Below are 15,671 nucleotides of genomic sequence, written 5' to 3'. Positions count from 1 at the left end.
TTGAAATTCATTTAATTTAGTAGTAAGATTTATGTACAATTGCATATAATTACAATTATTTCTTGTCTATAATTTTAAAGAAATGTTTAAAAAGTAATTATATCCTCCGTTTTTGTTACCGTCCCTTTTAAAAATCTCTATTATATTTTTTATTACTATAACTATATCAAACATTTTAGAATTAGAGATAACAAAAAAAAGAAACATATTTCAACAAAAAACTATCAAGATAATTTAAATATACAATTAATTAAAGAAATAAAAAAAAGTATTGAATATGCCATTTTAATAATAAACAAAATGGATACAAATATTTATAAGCGAAATTTAAAAATAACACCAGAAGAAAATTTACAAAAAAAAGCACAAGATGCAGAAAATGAAAAATATGATGCATCATATTTACATAAAAAAACTAATGCTAATAATTGTATACTTTCATAAACGTTTTCTTTAATCTTTATTTTCTGTTACGTCAATAATAACTTCACTATTATCATCAAGAATTTCTTTAGTTATAAATTGACCAACGCTTTCAGCACCAGTTTTATCAGCAACCGTTTTTAAACGACTTAATTGTTTTTCCAACGGAACTAATGTTTTATTAATGCCAACATAAAGATCGTGATTTTCTACTAAACACTGTAAAAAATTATTATTTAATAACTGAATATGAACGGAAATATTATATGTATGATTACTATTTCTTTCAATACCAACTTTAGCAATCATATCTTTTTTAATATATTTAGAATACTTTTCTTGTAAATAATTAAAATTTTTATCAACAGCATTTTTAATTTCATAAGTAATATTAATATTTTTTCCATGGACAATAACTTGCATGATTAATTGCTCCTATCTTTTAATTATTATATACATTTTCCCATAAACAAATAAATTTTAAAAGATAATAGTGTAATTAAATTTAAATTATTAACAACTAAGCAAAATACCAATTATATTTATAATATGCTTAATATCATCTTCAGTTAAATTAATGATTAATACTCTATTTTTTATCTTTTCATGATTTTTGTTTTAAAAAATTTTGTTTTCCATTAAAAGTAATAGCTGTTTTTCAACGTGGATAATTATTACCTTTAGTAATAGCATTAGTATTATTCATTGGTTGTAAATTACTAATATCAGAAGTACCTCCATGAAATAAAGGTCGTTGATGTATAATAGTTCAATTATAACTTTTAGGATCATCATTAAGTTTAACATTACTAATAAAGTTATTTTTAAACATTAGCGCACCCGCATAGTCTTTTCGATATAACTGTGGATTATAATCATCAATAATTTCTCCTTTATTTCATACTTCTTCAATTTGTTGTGGCGTTCAAGTTACTTCACTATTAACAACATTACTACTGTTATTAGTTTGAACAGGATTTGGATTACTAGTTACTTGATAATCAAGTAACTTTGATTGTGGAAGTGCACCTCCACCAGTATTATTAATAACTATATTTATACCTTGTGTTGATTTATCATGTTCATTAAAAAATTGATCTGTAAATGATGGTCCAATAGTTTGTTCACCAAAAAGAGAATTTTGTTTAACACTTGCGGGTATTTCTGTTGCTGATAAAGCATTATTATTTGTCAATGATAATGCTTTTTTTCATTTATTTCTTAGATTAGCCATTATTAATCATAAAGAAAAAAGTACTAAAAAGAAACTACAAATTAATGCAAAGCCTCAAGGTAAAATAAAAAATAAAACATTAATAATTTTTTTGTCCATAACATAACTATAAATTTTTTTATAACCATAACTTATTAATAATCCCGAACCAATAAGTAAGACAAGCGAAATTACTACTACTATTAATGCTCATACTAAAGTTATTACTCCATATTTATTTAAAAAAATAAATGGAATTGTAATAAACACTAGAGTAATAACCGAAAAAATTAAAGTAAAAATTGTTAAAATCTGAAAAGTAAGAGTAAATGTAATGCCTTTACTATTAATTACTTCAGTTAAAATTGCTAAAATCTCATTAACATTAGTACGATAAAGTATAAGTCATAATACTCAACTTATAATCAAAGTTATTGCCATTAACCCCGAACTAACAATAATTCCTCAACGATTATGAGAATTAATGTTTCTATAATTCTCTGCTGACACTTCCATACTAAAACCTCACAACTCTAAAATCTCATTAAAATCTCATATATTAAATTCTATCATAAATGATTAACATGTTTAACGACAATTATGAAATATAAATGAAAATATAACCTTTATAAAAATATTTCTTGAAAATTAAAATTTAGATTTAACTTAATAAAAATGTATCATAATATTTTTAATAAACTTTAAATTTGCAACTTTCTTGCGAATATTTTTTTGTTAAAGATTGTTGATTTTGTGATTCTGATTTATTAATTTTTTCAATATGGTGGGGTGGTGGTGGTTAGCCCTAAATACTGGACCACTTTTGGATAGACAGTTTTAAATTTTTATTTGTGAAATTGGTGGTTTTAGAAATTTAGAATGTATTCTTTCGTAATTATAAAACATAATATATTGGTTTACATCATTTATAGCTTCATTGAGAGAAAAATATTGATTTGAACCTTTAGGTAGTCATTCTTGAGATAAATGAGAAAATCAGTTTTCAGATATTACATTGCCACCAATATCATAAGGTTGTTTTTTGCTTAAAATTATTTGCTTATCAGCAGCTCAATTTGTGATGTCTTGACAATAAAATTCGTTGGCGTTATCTGAGTGTAAAATAACGTTTTTTACTTGGTTTCAAGAGAATTGTTGATTTATTTTTTCAAGTGCAGGAAGGATTAAATCTTGATAGGATTTGTTTGAACATGTATTATAGCTTACAATATTATTTGAATAAAAATCAATAATTACAAAAAGATATAATCAACCTTCTTTAGTATTTATTTGTTTAGTGTCCATTGATCAAATTTGATTTGAAGAGGTTGTACTTTTATAATCTTTGTTTACTTTATCCATTGTAGGTATTCACTTATTTGGATTTTTTTTGTTTTTAGGATAGTTATTTTTAGTTTGTTTTAATCCTTGAAGATTGTGATCTTTCATAATTTTTCGCATTTGTTTTGTTGATAATTCTAGATTTAAAATAATATGTTTGTATTGTTTTAATCATTCTTTAAATGCTGAAAAAATTCGTAAATAGCCATAAATTTGTCCTTTTCTTGTAAAATGAAATTCAAGTAAAAGTTGGCATAATTCTTGATATTTATGTGTACAATTACTAATTTGATTTTTTTCTTTTTTAATAGGGTTTTGTTTGTTTTTTACAAAATAATATGTTGATCGGTTTAGTTGAAGATGTTGGCAAAGATATCTAATTGAATATTGGTTTTTGCTATCATCAATAATTTGAATTTTTTGTTTGATATTTAACTTGTTAATTACTAATGCTATTTGTTTAATTTTATCCATTATTAAAAATCCTTTCATGTCAAAATTAGTGTTAATTGTATAACACAATTGTTTTTCGAATACATTCAAGTTTTTTTTAAATTAATGGTCTAGTAAAAAGGGCTAAGTAGCAAGTAGCAACCACTTATATTAAATTATTAATAATACTATCACAAATATTGATTTTAATAAAATTTAATATTTCATTTTATTACTAAAATAATTTCTTATAATAAATATTACAAATAAAGTAATTTCTCGTTTACAAAAAAATATTAGATATAATACTTGTAAACTAAAGATATAGTTTTTGACCTATTGTTTTATTTTTTAACAAATAGGTTTTTATTTTAAAAGGGGGACAAAATGAAAATAATTAAAAAAGAACAAATATTTACTAACAAAGCATATGTAATAAATTATGAAACTGTAGAAAAAATAAAAAACAATTACTAAATTTAAAAGGAAAAAAATAAAACTTATTGAAAAAAGTGAGAAAATTGAAAAAGAAATTAATAATTATCAAAAAACTATTCAATTTTGAATTAAACAAAATAAAAAAAATAGAAGATAAAGTATTTCAATTTAATATTCGAATCTATAAATTAAAGGAACAAAAAATTAACAAAATTAAAAATTTTTTTATTAATCTTTTTTCATTTGGAAAAATAAATAAAAATAAAAGTATTAATAATTTAATTGAAACAGAAGAAATAAATTGTGAATTACTTAAAAAACAAAATTAAATAATCAACAAAAAATTAATATTTTAAATTCAAATTATATTAAAAAACAAACAAAATATGCAAATTTAATAACTAATATTAATCAAATAACTGAACGTGAAAACAAATTATTAGAAGATAAAAATAATTTGTTAAATAATAACAATAATTTATTAATTGATTTAATAAATCAAAAAGAACAGCAAGAAAAAGAAACAATTGTCGAAGTCAATGAGCAAATGGTTGAACAATTTGAATCAGAAATATTTCAACTTACTGAAAAAATTTATGATTTGGAAAAACAATTATTATCCAACAGTAGTGATGAAGGCTTTAATTCAAAATCTACATCAACAGATTCTTTAAATTCAGATATTTCAGTACCTCTAAAATACAACCAAAACCACAAATATCTAACCCTATTAATAAACAAAAATAAAAAGACATCCCTTGAGAACAAACACTACGTAAATATGAAAATGATATTGCAACAAAAAATTATAAGCAAAGAATAAAGCCAACTAAACAAAGAGAAAAAATAGGTAAAATTAAACATATTTAAATAAATTTTCAATCTTTAGAAATTAGCAATATCAACTTTATCTTTTGCTTTTGGTATATCAATTACTGGTGGAGATTCTGGATATACTTTATTCATACTACTTGCTAAATTTCTTACTCATTTACCACGATGATAAATAAATAAAGCAATAATCATCTTAATAACATCACAAGAACGCATAATAGCATAAATATAAACAATATCTAAAGGACTATAATGTACCTCAATAAATAAAATTAATATTGAAAAACATCAAGTAAAACAACTATCAACAAGTAAAACAGTAATTGCTAAGCCACCAGCACGAAATGCATAAATACAAGTATACAAAATAGTATAAGCACTAAAAACTATAGCATCAACACGCATCATTCAACTAGAAATTCGTAAGGCTTCTGTTGTTGCATTAAATAATAATTGTGGTAAAAAAAATGAAGATAAAACTAATAAGCCAGCAAAAAATAATGAAACAAAAAAGCCTAACCTAATTAAATGTTTAGCATTATATTTAGCACCAATCAAATCATCGGCACCTAAACGATTGGCAATTAACACCGAAGAAGCAATACCAAATCCAATATATAAAGTATAGAACATGGTATTAATCGTGGAAGCAATTGCCGAACCACTTAATGCTTCAAAGCTTCATTGCGAAATTAATCTAATAATCATTGTCGTAGCAACTGCAAATAATAAATCATTTAACATTAATGGCCATGTTTTAATTATAATTTTTTTAAATAAATCACCCCTAATCTTAAACATTTTCAAAACTTTTGGTTGAAATTCATATTTCTTTCATATAATAAAACTACTAATTAATGCCAACTGAGCAATTCTCGCTGTTAAAGTAGCAACTGCTGAACCTCGTGCTCCAATTCCTGCAACCGCACCAATACCATTAATTAATAATAAATTTAATAAAAAGTTAATAAATACTGAAACAAAAGTTAATATTAATGGAATATAACCACGTTTTGTTTCACGAAATACTGAAATAAAAGCAAAGTTTATTCCTAACAATGGATAAGAAAAAACAATTCATTGATTATAATCAATACCTTGTGCTGTTGCTAAAGATGCTGAATGAAATTCATAATAACGTAAAATAATTTGTACAAATTGGGGATCGTTTTTATCAATATTATGAACATTCATAAAATCAATAAGTGAATTTTCATCAAAAGCATGATTATAATTTAAAATATCCTTTAACTCATTAATATCATTAAGAGTTAATCCTTTAGCAGCACATAATTGATTAAATTTATCCAATGCACTACTAGGACTAGTAGTATAAGAAATTAAATATTCACCCACTGTATAAGATAAAATAATAACTATCACTCCAATTAAAAATCCAAAAATAATTCTCATTCTTACTGTTTGTCTTAAAGAACCATATCTTCCAGCTCCATAAAATTGAGAACCAAAAATACTAACACCGTTGATAAAACCTCCCATAACGGCATAAATAATAACAAAAATTTGATTAGAAGCAGTAACTCCCGAAACAGCAATTTGTCCTGCTGAACATTGCAAATGATAAAAATGTTCTAAACCATTATCTTTTCATCAACTTCAATTATCTCAAAGTCCTAATGAAGTAAAAATATCCCTAATATGTTCATTCATTGGCTTTAAATCACTAATAAAACTATCCTTTAATTCTCCAACCATAATATTATCCAGTAAATTCATTGATGCTGATAATATTTGTTGCAATACTGCCGGAATAATAATCATTAATGCTAATAAATACCATTTTTTAGTAGCAAAAAAATTACTAATTTTATGTGGATTTGTTCTATTATTAATTTTAAATCCACTAATTTTCATAATTTCACCCTTATCATTAATTTGCTCTATATTATAATAATAATTTTACATCATTTAAATAATGAGGTTTGAAATTTTTTATAAAAGATACTAAACTGCTAAGTAAAATCTCTACGATTAAATACTAATCATGAAGCACAAAATAAACCAATACCAAGCAAAACATACACAGTCAATAAAACTGGAAAATTAAGAATTTTACTATTAGTTGCTTTATTGGTATCAACTTGATAATTTGTGTTAACTTTATTAAAACTAACTAAATAAGGATCTGCTGTCATAGCATACTCACTTGGATAAGCAAAGATTGAACTTTGTTCAGTCGATATTCCATCTCAAATATATTTTAATTGATAAAAAATATTTAAATAACGCATTGCTTTAACTTGTGATGTCTTAGTATTAAGAGCATCATATTGTGATTGAGAAAGAGATGTATTTAAACCTGTAATCATAAGATTTACTGAATAATCAACATTATTGCTACCAACACCATTTGATCTTTTGGAACGAAGGTTATCTAGTCCAACTTTTTTACCTGTCATTAATTCTTCAAAACTTTGTTCTTTTCATTGACGAAAAGCATTACTAATATTGTAAATATGAGTAACTAAGTCCTTAGGAGCATCAGCAGTTGGTGGAGTACTAGTACTACCATTCTTAATTGCTAATACTATTGTTTGTTCTTTTTGATAATCATAATTATTAGGATACTTAACTTCTTTAATATATGTATCGTAAATACTAAACATAGCCTTTTGAATAGACTCAATAGTAGTTGTTGGGTCTTTTCTATATACGTCATTAATTCAATCAATATCAGTTTTATCTAATTTAGCTTTTACATTATTATAAACTGCTAATGACTGTGAAACAACATAATATGTAGGATCAAATGTTACTAAACCATTAATTAATGACGCAAAAATATTGAATAAAGCAGCCATTCCAATCATAATTGCAACTAAAGCCTTAGCATTTAAAATTAATGAAAATAAAATAGCAATTGAAGAAATAATTAAATCAAAAATAATAGCAACACCAAACAAAATTCATAAATAAGGAAATACCGCACTATAAATAGTTGAGCTACCAATGCCAGGAATAGTAATGACAAAACTAGCAATAAAAATAGATAAAAATAAATATAAAATAATTACCACTTGTAAAGATAATAACTTTTCAGCTCAAATTCTAGTTCTACTAACTGGCTTTGATACTAAAATCAATAAAGTACCATCATCAATTTCATTACGAAAAACTTGTGTTGCTTTAACTGAAATAAATACAAAAATCATAATTGATAAAAGTACCGAGAATGATAATACTTTTCATTGTGGTACATAAAAATTTAATGCTTGATCATAAGTTAATTGTTTTATTGCTTCAGAACCCACAAATAACGAAATTAAAGACCAAGATAAAGCAAGAAAAATTAAAGTTATAATAAAAATAATTCAAGTTGAAGGAGTAGCAATCATCTTTTTAAAAGTATAACGAAATATTGGCATTATTTTTCTTCCTTCTTATTTTTATCATTAGCTTCCATAACAATTCGTTCATACATTGTTTGCAAATCAACAGTATATGGTTTTAAATAAGTAATGATGATATTAGCACTTAAAGCAATTGCTAATACTTCTGCAACTTGTGCTTCAGTTTTAATATTTACCAATAAACGATTTTCATTAACATCTACTGAAAATTTTTTATCTATTAATAACTTCATTAATTTATTATTGTTATTATTAGAACTTATTTCATATAATGAATCAGTTTTATTAACCAATCCTGTATAAACAACTTTACTATAATTTAAAACAGTAACTTCATCGGCTAAATTTTGTAATTCAGATAAAATATGTGATGAAATAAAAACAGTTTTACCTTGTTCACGAAGCTTTCTTAAATCATTAAACAGTTCTGTTCTTGCTGTTGGATCAAGATTAGCGGCTGGTTCATCTAAAATTAAGACATCTGGATTATTTAATAGTGATTGTGCTAATAACACCTTTTTCTTCATACCCGAAGAATAAGCATTAGGGTTGCGTTTTTTAAATTTCCATAAATCTAATTCCTTTAAAATCATTTCTGTCTTTTCCTTAGCAATTTTATATTTCAAACCACTAATTTGTCCCATTGAAATTAAATAATCATAAGTAGTAATTCGTTTAGGAAATCTTTCAGCTTCTGGAATATAACCTACTTGTTTTTTTGCTTCAACTGTTCATGAACGCTTACCATGAATAATTAAATCACCGTGTGTTTCAACCATAGCGCTAATTAAACACTTAATAGTAGTAGTTTTACCTGATCCATTTGGACCAATAAAACCATGAATAGTACCTTTTTTAACTTTAATAATAGCATTATCAACAGCTTTAAATTTTTTAAACTGTTTAGTAAAATCACGAATTAAAACTGCATATTGAGCATCTTCGGGATTAACTATTACATTACGGTTATAATGATTACGTCAGTTTTTAAAATATGATTTAATAAAATTTAGAAATTTATGTTTTTCTTTTGATTTAGCATTAACATCATCTTCAACTAAAGAACTATTAATAACTGGTTTTAATATTTCTTGTTTTTTCATACTCATTGTCCTAACTACTTAAATATAATAATTACTATATGGTTAATATACTTAATACTAATATACTGATATACTATATATTAATTTATAATTCAAAAATAAAAAAAATTAATAATATAAAACATACTAAAAAAAATAACAATTATTAAAAACCTATCACTAATTAAAATATCTGATTAATCATAGGTTTTTAATATAACTTTTTATATTCTTAATAAATCAATTGATTTACATCTTTATTATAATTTTTAATTTGATTTAAATAAAAAAAAATAAAGAAAACTGTTTGTTTCATAATTTCACATATAATGGTGGGACTAAATGGACTTGAACCATCGACCTCACGCTTATCAAGCGTGCGCTCTAACCAGCTGAGCTATAGTCCCAAAAAGAGCAACAGAGATATTATATATTTGTTCAAGCACGATTGCAATATATAATAACAATATTTTATTTAATTTTTATTTAATATTCTTATAATAAAAATTTATATTTTTAAAAGTAAAAAAAATTTTTTGTATAATTTATTCATACAAGGTTTTTTATTAAGAGGGGATTCAGAATGACAAAGATTAAAATACATATCTTAAAAATAGAAAAATGAAATCAAAATTTAGGAAAAGAAGCAACACTAAATGATGATGATATAAAAAATATAAATGAGAATGAGAATATAGAGAAAATTAATAATGATATTATTGCAAAATCACCTACGTTTTCATAATCATATTTTTATTGTATATTTATTAAAATTTTTTAATAAATAATACTAAATATGAATTAAGTAAAATGATATAATTTATATATAATTTTTTGTTAAATTATATAAGCTTGAGAGGTAAAAAAATGAATGGCAATAAAAATGAAATGAAAATAAAACTCAAAGAAATTTATTTATTAAAATATAAAACAAATCAAAGTGATGACATAAAATATAAAGCATTTGAAACAATAGAATTAGCAACACTATTTCATCTAAGTTTTAAAGAAATAGTGACAAAATTTGGATATCCTAATCGCGAAATTATTCACTATGAAATTATTGTAATACCATTTAATTTAGATGCAAGTAGAATATTGAATCAAATTAATAAATCAAAATAATATAGTTCTTAACTTATTATTTTTATTATCTAAAAATGTTTTTTTATATTTAAAGAGGTATCAAAATGAAAAAAGTTAAAATATTACAATTAACAACTATAATATTATTTGCAATCACGGTTTTAATTACAATTACTGGTTTATACTTAATTTGATTTAGTAACTTTTATTTTAAATTAGATAATAAGGAACAATATCATTCAAATTTTAAAGATGGATATACAATATTAAAACATTTTGGTTTAAGTTATACTATTAGCACTTCGGCAAGTTCTTTATGTAACTTAAATCATTTTCCTGATAATTACTATCCTTGAATTCAATTACAGATTGGAGTTATCTTTTGTATAATTATCGGTCCAATTTTATTATATACAGTATTTCTATTCATAGTAATTATTTTTATTTTTAAAATAAAAGAAAAAAATAATAATTTTTGAGATGCAATCGAAAATTGTGAAATTATTAATAATTACTATGTTCATTAATTTTTATTAATATACTTTATATTATTAATATTTTAAAAACTAAATATTTTCTAAATATTATAATATTTTTATTATAATATTTTTTATTTTTTTAATAATTTTATTTTATTCTTTTAAAAAATAACTTCCCTTGATAATTTTGATTAGTTTTATCACTATAGTTTTTGCTTCCAATATATAAATTATTATCTGCAGGTAATAAACTTACTACCGCACCATAATCTTTATTTCAACCAAATACTTCAGTAAAAGTAATACCACCATCAGATGACTTATATAATCCACCTTTGCTACTTGCTACTTAGCCCTTTTTACTAGACCATTAATTTAAAAAAAACTTGAATGTATTCGAAAAACAATTGTGTTATACAATTAACACTAATTTTGACATGAAAGGATTTTTAATAATGGATAAAATTAAACAAATAGCATTAGTAATTAACAAGTTAAATATCAAACAAAAAATTCAAATTATTGATGATAGCAAAAACCAATATTCAATTAGATATCTTTGCCAACATCTTCAACTAAACCGATCAACATATTATTTTGTAAAAAACAAACAAAACCCTATTAAAAAAGAAAAAAATCAAATTAGTAATTGTACACATAAATATCAAGAATTATGCCAACTTTTACTTGAATTTCATTTTACAAGAAAAGGACAAATTTATGGCTATTTACGAATTTTTTCAGCATTTAAAGAATGATTAAAACAATACAAACATATTATTTTAAATCTAGAATTATCAACAAAACAAATGCGAAAAATTATGAAAGATCACAATCTTCAAGGATTAAAACAAACTAAAAATAACTATCCTAAAAACAAAAAAAATCCAAATAAGTGAATACCTACAATGGATAAAGTAAACAAAGATTATAAAAGTACAACCTCTTCAAATCAAATTTGATCAATGGACACTAAACAAATAAATACTAAAGAAGGTTGATTATATCTTTTTGTAATTATTGATTTTTATTCAAATAATATTGTAAGCTATAATACATGTTCAAACAAATCCTATCAAGATTTAATTCTTCCTGCACTTGAAAAAATAAATCAACAATTCTCTTGAAACCAAGTAAAAAACGTTATTTTACACTCAGATAACGCCAACGAATTTTATTGTCAAGACATCACAAATTGAGCTGCTGATAAGCAAATAATTTTAAGCAAAAAACAACCTTATGATATTGGTGGCAATGTAATATCTGAAAACTGATTTTCTCATTTATCTCAAGAATGACTACCTAAAGGTTCAAATCAATATTTTTCTCTCAATGAAGCTATAAATGATGTAAACCAATATATTATGTTTTATAATTACGAAAGAATACATTCTAAATTTCTAAAACCACCAATTTCACAAATAAAAATTTAAAACTGTCTATCCAAAAGTGGTCCAGTATTTAGGGCTAACCACCAACCACCAACCACCCCACCATAATAAAAACACCTCTAATTTATTTAAAGAAATACAAATTTTAAAAAAAGAAAGTTATATAAATAAAAAAGTAAATTATAAACAAAAATAATATATAGAATTCTAGTAATGCTATAATAATAAAAAAAATATTAGATAATAGTAATAAAAAAAGAGTCTGAGACTCTTTTTTTATTATATTAACGTTTTGAAAACTGCGGTGCTTTTCTGGCTGCTTTTAAACCATATTTTTTACGTTCTTTTTTACGTGCATCACGAGTTAATAATCCAAATTGTCTTAATAATGCTCGATAATCTTCTGACACCTTAACTAAAACATTAGATAAAGCTAAACGTGCTGCACCAGCTTGACCAGTTCTTCCGCCGCCTTCAACTTTGATATTAATATCAAAGTTTTCTAACGTATTAGTTACTTTTAAAGGCAATAACATATCTTGAACTAAGATTTCTTGTTCTAAATATTTTAAAGGCTCAAAACCATTAATTAATATTTTTGATTGACTAGTATTTTTTAAATGAACACGGGCAGTTGACGTTTTACGTCCGCCTGAACTTGAATAAGTTACGGGTTTATTAGATGTTGTCATAAAAGTCTACTCCTCTTGGCCTAATATTAAAACTTTGGGGTTTTGGGCTTGATGTTGATGTTGATCATGGTTATAAACATGAAGATGTGTAAATTGCTTACGACCTAAGGTAGTATTTGGTAGCATACCTTTAATCGCTATCTCTACTAATTCAGAAGCATCTTTAGCAATCATACTTTGTGCATTACGTACACGTAATCCACCAGGATATTGTGAATGGTTATAATACTTCTTATCTTGTAATTTATTACCTGTTAATTTAATTTTGTTTGCATTAATAATAATGATATAATCTCCACAATCTAAATGTGGTGTAAATGAAGGTTTATTTTTACCACGCAATATCATTGCAACTTTAGTTGCAAGACGTCCTAAAATTAAACCACTGGCATCAATAACATATCACTTTTTTTCAATGTTACTGAAATTCATTGTTGTTTGACGCATTTTTTTCTCCTTACAGTGTAATTTTTACCGGGACTACATTGCTTAAAGCATTAATAATTATATAGAAACTTATTTAAAAAAACAAGTATTATCAAAGATTTAATAATTATTTTTACACAAAATTATACATTACAAAATAAATAATTAAAACTTACAACTAACTCTTATAAAAATATTTATTTTTTAAAATAATTAACATTAAACATTTTTTATTGTATATTAATTTTTTCAGTTATAAACTTAAATTAAAAAGAAAAATATATACCAAAATATATCATTATATTAGAAACTAGAAATAAATGAAAAGGAGAATAAATACCTATGAAAAGTTTAATAAAATTAATGACAACATGTTCTTTATTAATGACAAATACAATCTCAGCATTAAGTAATACAAATCATAATACAACTAATTTTCAAAATAATTTTTATACTTTAGGAGACAGTTTATCAGATGTAGGAGCATTGGTTGGTGCAGGAAGTCAATTTTTTCAAAATATCCCCCTACCAGAGGAACTTATGAAATCTCATGATGTACAATTAAAACCTCCTTATTATCAAAATCGATCTTGGTGTAATGGTCCTGTTGCAACCGAATTAATTAGTAAAAAATTAAGACAAAAATGACAGCTGGATGAGACTTTATAGCAGGGCGCATTGCAAACTTGGATACGATTTAATAAAAATACAAATGAGAGATAAAACTCTCATTTTTTAATTGTTAAATAAAAAAACTTTAAAACTCTCGTAGATAGTCTAATTATGAGTACTAAATGTGTAAAAATACAAAATGAAAAATGAGAACCAAGTGAAAAACAATTAGATTATTTTGAAAAATATATGATTACAAATACAGTTTTATTTGATGAATGTATAAGAGAAGATATGGAAAGATTAAATCCAAATAATAGTAAAGATTTTTTAATATTAATGGGTGAAAATTATTTAAAAATTTTATTTGATAAATTTAAAGAAATTCGTGAAAGATTTAAAAATTTAAAAACTAATAATAAAAATGAGTATAGAAATTATGAATAAATGTAAATATTGTAATAAAAGAATTTGATTTTCTCAATATTGATGTATGAATTGTTTAGAAAAAATAGTTAATAATTTATCTAAAAATGTAGAAAATAAATATTTAAATAAAAATAAGGAGAAAAAATAATGACAATAAATGAATTTTTAAACAAATGAAAAGAAGAATGAGAAGGAATTAATATTGGTCATTTTTCAATAAATGGAGATTTTACTTTAAACCTAGATGATATTTGTATTGATAAATATGACTTAAATAAGTTTAAAAAAATGATAAATGATTTTGAAAATAATTTTAAAAATTGAGAAAAACTTGAAAATTGTAATAGTTGTGGAAATATCATATGAGAAGAAAATAAATAATGATAATAAAAATAAAAAAGAATAATAAATGTGGTTATGGTAGAGTTTTTGCTCATAAATGTAATAACTTATGTAAACAAAAACAAAATAAAAGAGTTAGGAAAGAAAGGTTAAATTATGAATAAAGAAAAATTAATTAAATATATTAATGATTTAATTGAATTAGAGCCAGCACGGAGAACAGATGTAACATTATTTATCTTAAATAAACTAATTGAAAAAGGAGAATTTGATAATGACTAATTATTTACTTTCAATTGACCCAAGTATAAAAAATACTGGATTTACTTTATGAGAACATATTTATCAAGATTGTAAATGTTTTGGTAATTGTAGTTGTAATAATATAGATATATGAAAACCAATATGAATTAAAAGTTATAATTTTAATAAATATAAAGATATTATTGATTATGATTTTCAAGATATTATTTATGAAAATAATTTTAGAAATATAATTGATAAAATTAATTTCTATATTGAAAGTCCATATACTTATGATTGAGATAAAATAACTTTAATTATTGAACGTGGTACTTTTCATTCAAAAAATGGTATTGGTTATGAAACTCAAGAACATTTACGTGGATTTATTGCTGGTCAATTTAATAAATTATTAACAAAAGATATGTTAATAAGTCCTTCTTCATGAAAGAAATGATATGTAAAAATATTTTGATATGCAAAAGATAAAAAATGAGATAAAAAATTATCATTAAAATTAGCAAATCAAGTAATTCAAGAACAAGGTTGAAATATAACAATATCAAATCATGATGAAGCAGATAGTTTATTAATTGGTTGATATTATTTAAATAAGGAAGTAAAATAATGCAAAAACAAAAACAAGAAAAAGTATTACTTAAATGTATTGTTAAAGATTGTAATAGTAAAGTATTAGTTACTTTAAAAACTTTAAATATAGAAGATAGTGTAATTCAATTTTTTAATATGTGTTATTTTCATAAAAAACAATTTAAAAATAAAATAAAAGAAATAAGAGAATATTATAAAAATAATTAAATTAAAGAGGCTTTTTAG

Annotated in this window: 21 protein-coding genes and 1 tRNA gene; 13 read left to right on the top strand and 9 right to left on the bottom strand. The window is 23.2% G+C overall.

The window, feature by feature from the left end:
- Positions 1-300 precede the first annotated feature (300 nt).
- A complete protein-coding gene (locus SPIRDC1_RS10690; protein WP_174480839.1) occupies positions 301-444 on the top strand; it encodes a hypothetical protein in 144 nt (47 codons plus the stop codon).
- 9 nt (positions 445-453) lie between these two features.
- Here the strand turns inward: SPIRDC1_RS10690 and hpf are convergent, their stop codons facing one another.
- The 3 genes from hpf to SPIRDC1_RS05080 all read right to left on the bottom strand — a co-directional run bounded on the left by hpf (position 454) and on the right by SPIRDC1_RS05080 (position 3,469).
- Positions 454-846, bottom strand: a complete 393-nt coding sequence (gene hpf / locus SPIRDC1_RS10685; protein WP_174480838.1) for a ribosome hibernation-promoting factor, HPF/YfiA family — start codon at positions 844-846, stop codon at positions 454-456.
- A gap of 166 nt (positions 847-1,012) precedes the next feature.
- Positions 1,013-2,152, bottom strand: coding sequence for an MFS transporter (locus SPIRDC1_RS10680; RefSeq protein ID WP_174480837.1), 1,140 nt, complete (start codon positions 2,150-2,152; stop codon positions 1,013-1,015).
- Between the two features lie 321 nt (positions 2,153-2,473).
- A complete protein-coding gene (locus SPIRDC1_RS05080; protein WP_174479968.1) occupies positions 2,474-3,469 on the bottom strand; it encodes an IS3 family transposase in 996 nt (331 codons plus the stop codon).
- Between the two features lie 835 nt (positions 3,470-4,304).
- On the opposite strand from SPIRDC1_RS05080, the gene SPIRDC1_RS05075 reads away from it, so the two are divergent.
- On the top strand, positions 4,305-4,670 hold the full coding sequence (locus SPIRDC1_RS05075; RefSeq protein ID WP_174480836.1) for a hypothetical protein: 366 nt from the start codon (positions 4,305-4,307) through the stop codon (positions 4,668-4,670).
- Between the two features lie 62 nt (positions 4,671-4,732).
- Here the strand turns inward: SPIRDC1_RS05075 and SPIRDC1_RS05070 are convergent, their stop codons facing one another.
- From SPIRDC1_RS05070 to SPIRDC1_RS05055, 4 genes are all read right to left on the bottom strand, one after another.
- The gene (locus SPIRDC1_RS05070) at positions 4,733-6,556 is read right to left on the bottom strand and encodes an MATE family efflux transporter (RefSeq protein ID WP_174480835.1); all 1,824 of its coding nucleotides are present in this window, start codon (positions 6,554-6,556) and stop codon (positions 4,733-4,735) included.
- A gap of 98 nt (positions 6,557-6,654) precedes the next feature.
- Complete coding sequence (locus tag SPIRDC1_RS05065; RefSeq protein ID WP_174480834.1) at positions 6,655-8,067, bottom strand: ABC transporter permease; 1,413 nt, start codon at positions 8,065-8,067, stop codon at positions 6,655-6,657.
- The gene (locus SPIRDC1_RS05060) at positions 8,067-9,155 is read right to left on the bottom strand and encodes an ABC transporter ATP-binding protein (RefSeq protein ID WP_174480833.1); all 1,089 of its coding nucleotides are present in this window, start codon (positions 9,153-9,155) and stop codon (positions 8,067-8,069) included. Before SPIRDC1_RS05060 ends, SPIRDC1_RS05065 begins: the two co-directional genes overlap by 1 nt.
- 309 nt (positions 9,156-9,464) lie before the next feature.
- Positions 9,465-9,541, bottom strand: a tRNA-Ile gene (locus tag SPIRDC1_RS05055).
- 176 nt (positions 9,542-9,717) lie between these two features.
- Between SPIRDC1_RS05055 and SPIRDC1_RS05050 the strand changes: the two genes are divergently transcribed.
- From SPIRDC1_RS05050 to SPIRDC1_RS05035, 4 genes are all read left to right on the top strand, one after another.
- On the top strand, positions 9,718-9,879 hold the full coding sequence (locus tag SPIRDC1_RS05050; protein WP_174480832.1) for a hypothetical protein: 162 nt from the start codon (positions 9,718-9,720) through the stop codon (positions 9,877-9,879).
- Between the two features lie 143 nt (positions 9,880-10,022).
- Complete coding sequence (locus SPIRDC1_RS05045) at positions 10,023-10,259, top strand: hypothetical protein (RefSeq protein WP_233214984.1); 237 nt, start codon at positions 10,023-10,025, stop codon at positions 10,257-10,259.
- Between the two features lie 65 nt (positions 10,260-10,324).
- Positions 10,325-10,747, top strand: coding sequence for a hypothetical protein (locus SPIRDC1_RS05040; protein WP_174480830.1), 423 nt, complete (start codon positions 10,325-10,327; stop codon positions 10,745-10,747).
- A gap of 389 nt (positions 10,748-11,136) precedes the next feature.
- Complete coding sequence (locus SPIRDC1_RS05035; protein ID WP_174479968.1) at positions 11,137-12,132, top strand: IS3 family transposase; 996 nt, start codon at positions 11,137-11,139, stop codon at positions 12,130-12,132.
- A 242-nt stretch (positions 12,133-12,374) separates the two neighbouring features.
- Here SPIRDC1_RS05035 and rpsI read toward each other — a convergent pair whose 3' ends face one another.
- Both rpsI and rplM read right to left on the bottom strand, forming a co-directional pair.
- Positions 12,375-12,782 (bottom strand): 30S ribosomal protein S9, encoded by a 408-nt coding sequence (gene rpsI, locus SPIRDC1_RS05030; protein ID WP_174480829.1) that lies wholly within the window; start codon positions 12,780-12,782, stop codon positions 12,375-12,377.
- A gap of 6 nt (positions 12,783-12,788) precedes the next feature.
- Positions 12,789-13,229 (bottom strand): 50S ribosomal protein L13, encoded by a 441-nt coding sequence (gene rplM, locus SPIRDC1_RS05025; RefSeq protein ID WP_174480828.1) that lies wholly within the window; start codon positions 13,227-13,229, stop codon positions 12,789-12,791.
- Positions 13,230-13,550: 321 nt separating this feature from the next.
- Between rplM and SPIRDC1_RS05020 the strand changes: the two genes are divergently transcribed.
- The 7 genes from SPIRDC1_RS05020 (at position 13,551) to SPIRDC1_RS04995 (ending at position 15,653) form a co-directional block, all read left to right on the top strand.
- Positions 13,551-13,877, top strand: a complete 327-nt coding sequence (locus SPIRDC1_RS05020; protein WP_174480827.1) for a hypothetical protein — start codon at positions 13,551-13,553, stop codon at positions 13,875-13,877.
- 114 nt (positions 13,878-13,991) lie between these two features.
- A complete protein-coding gene (locus SPIRDC1_RS05015; RefSeq protein ID WP_174480826.1) occupies positions 13,992-14,267 on the top strand; it encodes a hypothetical protein in 276 nt (91 codons plus the stop codon).
- Positions 14,260-14,397 (top strand): hypothetical protein, encoded by a 138-nt coding sequence (locus SPIRDC1_RS05010; RefSeq protein WP_174480825.1) that lies wholly within the window; start codon positions 14,260-14,262, stop codon positions 14,395-14,397. The genes SPIRDC1_RS05015 and SPIRDC1_RS05010 overlap by 8 nt, the downstream gene beginning before the upstream one ends.
- Positions 14,397-14,630, top strand: a complete 234-nt coding sequence (locus SPIRDC1_RS05005) for a hypothetical protein (protein ID WP_174480824.1) — start codon at positions 14,397-14,399, stop codon at positions 14,628-14,630. The genes SPIRDC1_RS05010 and SPIRDC1_RS05005 overlap by 1 nt, the downstream gene beginning before the upstream one ends.
- A 117-nt stretch (positions 14,631-14,747) precedes the next feature.
- The gene (locus tag SPIRDC1_RS10290) at positions 14,748-14,873 is read left to right on the top strand and encodes a hypothetical protein (RefSeq protein ID WP_255495918.1); all 126 of its coding nucleotides are present in this window, start codon (positions 14,748-14,750) and stop codon (positions 14,871-14,873) included.
- Positions 14,866-15,462, top strand: coding sequence for a RuvC family protein (locus tag SPIRDC1_RS05000; RefSeq protein ID WP_174480823.1), 597 nt, complete (start codon positions 14,866-14,868; stop codon positions 15,460-15,462). Before SPIRDC1_RS10290 ends, SPIRDC1_RS05000 begins: the two co-directional genes overlap by 8 nt.
- Entirely contained in the window at positions 15,462-15,653 is a 192-nt protein-coding gene (locus SPIRDC1_RS04995; RefSeq protein WP_174480822.1) for a hypothetical protein, read from the top strand. Before SPIRDC1_RS05000 ends, SPIRDC1_RS04995 begins: the two co-directional genes overlap by 1 nt.
- Positions 15,654-15,671: the final 18 nt, after the last annotated feature.

This window comes from Spiroplasma endosymbiont of Danaus chrysippus (assembly GCF_902809815.1).
In the GTDB taxonomy this organism is placed as follows: Bacteria; Bacillota_I; Bacilli_A; order Mycoplasmatales; family VBWQ01; genus Spiroplasma_E.
Note: the sequence above shows the minus strand (reverse complement) of the source record. Positions and strands in the feature narration are given on the sequence as shown.